General features: G+C 50.2%; 1 protein-coding gene. It reads right to left on the reverse strand.

Features of this window, described 5'->3' with window-relative positions; all coding sequences use genetic code 11:
• Positions 1 to 73: 73 nt before the first annotated feature.
• Positions 74 to 2,641, reverse strand: a complete 2,568-nt coding sequence (locus WX88_RS26390) for a T9SS type A sorting domain-containing protein (protein WP_082116330.1) — start codon at positions 2,639 to 2,641, stop codon at positions 74 to 76.
• Positions 2,642 to 3,681: the final 1,040 nt, after the last annotated feature.

Consider the following 3,681-nt stretch of genomic DNA (forward strand, 5'->3'; position numbering starts at 1 on the left):
TCCTTAAGAGGCTTAAAATTACAGAAATCCTATCCAACAGGCAACTATTTTAACACAGTATCTTGCCCTACCCCTATCTCATGAGCGTTATTTTCTGATACGCTGTTTTTCGAACCGTAGCTAACCGGACCAGGTAGAGGCCACTGTGGTACTGACCGCCTTCAAATTCCACCTGCTTGGTTTCACCGGCTTTTACCAACCCTTCGAACAGCTGCGTCACGAACTCTCCTTTCAAATTGTATATACTCATAGTAGCCTGCTCGGCTTCCGGCAAGGTAAACTGAATGGTTACCTTGCCGGAGCTTGGGTTGGGGAATACCGTCAACTCCTGATCAAGCGTTATGCTTGCAGCGTCGGACAAGGCTAGCGTCCGTCGGGCATTGCCGGCACTTACTCCATTTACAGAGGAATAAGGCGAAAGGCGGGTGCCGGGAATAGGGCGCTCATAATAGGCAGACGTGGTACCGTTTGCGGGTACCTGCCAGCCTACGGCTAGGTGGTCGCCCCCGAAAGCCTCTTTATGTAGCACTTCTACGTAATACCTTTTACCACCCGTAAGCGTTATTGGCGCTGATTTTTGCGAAAAGCCAGGATCTGATGACAGATATTTTTCCCACTCATAATCAGTAGAGAATTTAGAGGTGTAGCCATCACCGAGTGCGGTATGAACGGCTGCGATTTTGCGCGCGGGCTGGTCATCATCCGTTCTGAGCCAGAGTTCGCTTTCATTGTCGCTGGAAATCCAAAACCTGTAAGTGCCGGTTACGGGTGGGTGCACAAAGCCCTGATAGCGCGCCCCGTACCTGTCGCCGATATTTACAGGTCCTTCGAGCTTTTTAGGAAAGCTGACCGCGGCAGGGGAAGTAGTGAGAGGTATTAAGTTGACGGTCTTGCCATCCACGTTATTCCATACTTCTCTTCGGATCCGATTATACGGATTGGCCGTGTTATCCTCCATTTGACCAAACATGAACAGCACTCCGGGATAGACCGCCGATTGGCCACTCCAGGGATGATTGGGGCCAATCCCCCTGAGCTGTTCAGACGATGGGTAAGGTATCGTGCCACTGGCTGCCCGAACATAATTAGCCCGGACGGCCGCATCTTTATAATAGATATTTGCTAGCGCAAACCAGGTATCGTATACAATTTTATTTTTGGGCCGCTGCGGGTTTTGCTGGCTTAAATAAGCATCTACTCCATCTATTTTATAGAAAGCCGTATTGTTGCCCGGAAAAGATGTTCCATATCGGACATGCGTGCCGTTTAAATAGTTCTGAAGATTTTGAATGACCAGCAGTAGTGTTTTGGCTCCTCCCGTTGTAGTTTGTACACCATTATAATAGCCGACGGTCGTTTTGTAATTATATAAAGAAAAGTCTCCGTCCCTGCCAAATGCATCAGCCAGATCAATCATCGCACCAGTGCTGGAGAATGCATAATTCAACCCCTTTTCACTGTTTTCCTCTTTGCTTTCGCTGCCGCTGCCTGGCTCACCAATTGCCCGGTGCATGTCAGCCACATCGCCACCGGGAAAAACACCATATTTCAACCATTCCCGAAAGTATAATTTAGCATCAATCTTGATATCATCAATCTGTTGCTGGTGTTTGGCTTTAACTGCGGCTAGCACCGGAGTTCCGGTAGTTGAAAAAACTTCATTGTCTAAAAAAACGCCCACTAAGCCAACAAAGCGAGCTACGTTGTTGCGTCGGTTGTTGTATCCCTGGGCTACAAAACCCGCTGTCGGGCCATTTAAGTAGAGTGCGTACCTCGCGTCGTTGGCTTCGGCGCACGTAGCATACGAACTTAATCGCACGCCATCGTCATTGGTTAAACTACCTCTACGAGTGGCGTTTGCGACATAAACCGGGGTGGTTGTGTAGGCTGGTCCGCTACAGCCCGAAGACTCAAAAAGGTTGTTCACATTCCCATTCAGAACATGCTGGAAGTAGATTCCGGCCCCATAAAACCAGTTATCCATCGTGTTGCGCTCCGCTACACTGAAAGTGGCTTTGGTATAGTCATACGCGAAAAGGAGCTTAACCAACCACTCGGATAATACAAAGTAGGGATGGCTGCCACTGTCGAATATCTTGTAAACATCCTGCCCGTTTTTATCCTTGACAATTTTATAAAAACACCACTTATCCGGATTGGTAAAATCAAAATTATTAGCGGGGTCAGCGTACCGGAGCAACTCATTTTTAACCGCTACACTATAAGGGGTACTGGTCGTTACGTCGGCACTGCTAACCAAATGAGCAAAACCAGCATCCTTAATCAACTGACCTGAAGTTGTTGGCTCCCCCTCCAGCATGAGACAACCACCATTCGCGGGCGACAGGTATCTGTCAGAACCTGGATTTTGCAAAAAAGCGTCCGCGTTACCCATGATTCTCACCCAATCGCCCGGGGTGTATTTGCCAGCAACAGGTGCATTATACGTTTTGTAAGGCCCATCAGCCTTGCGCTGTTTCCAGACATTCAGTTCTTCCTGCGTAACGTGAAGTCCTAATCTGGTTTGGGCTAGTAGCTCCGGAGCACTCCTCCAGCATAGGGCGAGCAAGAGAAGCAAGGTAATCTTCCGGGAATGCGAAAGCGGCCATTTGGCGCGGGGGAAAGGTAAGTTAGTTGACATAAAGGTTGTTGGGTAACAGAAATGAGAAGTATTAAACAACGGTTGACTCCGCAGCCTACGATGGTCAAATATCTTGAAAAATAGCTGGCCGGGGGGCGAACACGCCCCTCGAACGTGCCTTGGACGAGTACGACGCTGCGCCTCCCCAATCACGTTTCTTTACGAGGCAGTCTGCCCGGAGCACATCCAAAAGTGTGGGGCAGTGACGGCCAGCCACCTCTGAGCTTCACTTGAGAAGCCATCTTTAGCGGTGAAAGCGCTGCTCCCACCCGTTGCTCGTATGCCACCGACTCAATGCTTCCGAATGAGCCGCTACTACCGTCACAAACGGTCTTCGCCCCCCCTAGCCGTAATCAAAGGACCCAAAGGCACCTTCTTGACGGCTTTCCGGTCTCCTGATTCAACGGTGCGGGCCAGCCATGGAACTGTTGGACCAACCCTTTAACTGAGGTCAGGATTGGGTGGGTACCTGAACGTCCCCCCTTCGCGGGGCCGAATCAGGCGTTTCGTACGCCTGGTGTTTCGGCGCACCAGCTGGCCAACGCTTCGCCTTAGGCCAACTGAAAAGTCCTTTTTTTCTATGGTATAAAATTGCCCAAACGAATCTTGGCCGTGGTTAAAAGGTTGGTCCAAAAGTCACAGTTGCTAGCTACGAAAGCTGACAGGTGTACCGAAAAGCCGTTTGCAGGGCATTAGCGGTATTCTGATTGCATCAACAGATTTCGGGTATCGCTTTTCGTGTGCGAGTGGCAGGTAACCGGTGAGGTGAGCACTGGTACCCGAAAAAAGCCGTTTTCGGGCCTCAGCGTACCTTGCCGCCTAAGCTTGAAGCGGCCATGTAACTTCTGTACCAATCTTTTAACCACGGTCAACAGTCCCATTTGGCCCCTGTAGAGACATCAAAAAGGGTTCTAATGGGCGTCTTCTTTCTCGAAGGAGTCCCTTGGGGGCTGCTAGATGAGGCTCGTTTCTACCAGGGGGGCGCGCAGGTGCGATTAGAAGGCCGTCGCAAAGGCGATGTATTCGCGTACACTGCGTTG

This window comes from Hymenobacter terrenus, assembly GCF_000972495.1.
Taxonomy (GTDB): domain Bacteria; phylum Bacteroidota; class Bacteroidia; order Cytophagales; family Hymenobacteraceae; genus Hymenobacter; species Hymenobacter terrenus.

Coding starts and splice junctions, on each gene's coding strand:
- WX88_RS26390 (WP_082116330.1), bottom strand. CDS start 2,641: ATGTCAACTAACTTACCTTTCCCCCGCGCCAAATGGCCGCTTTCGCAT.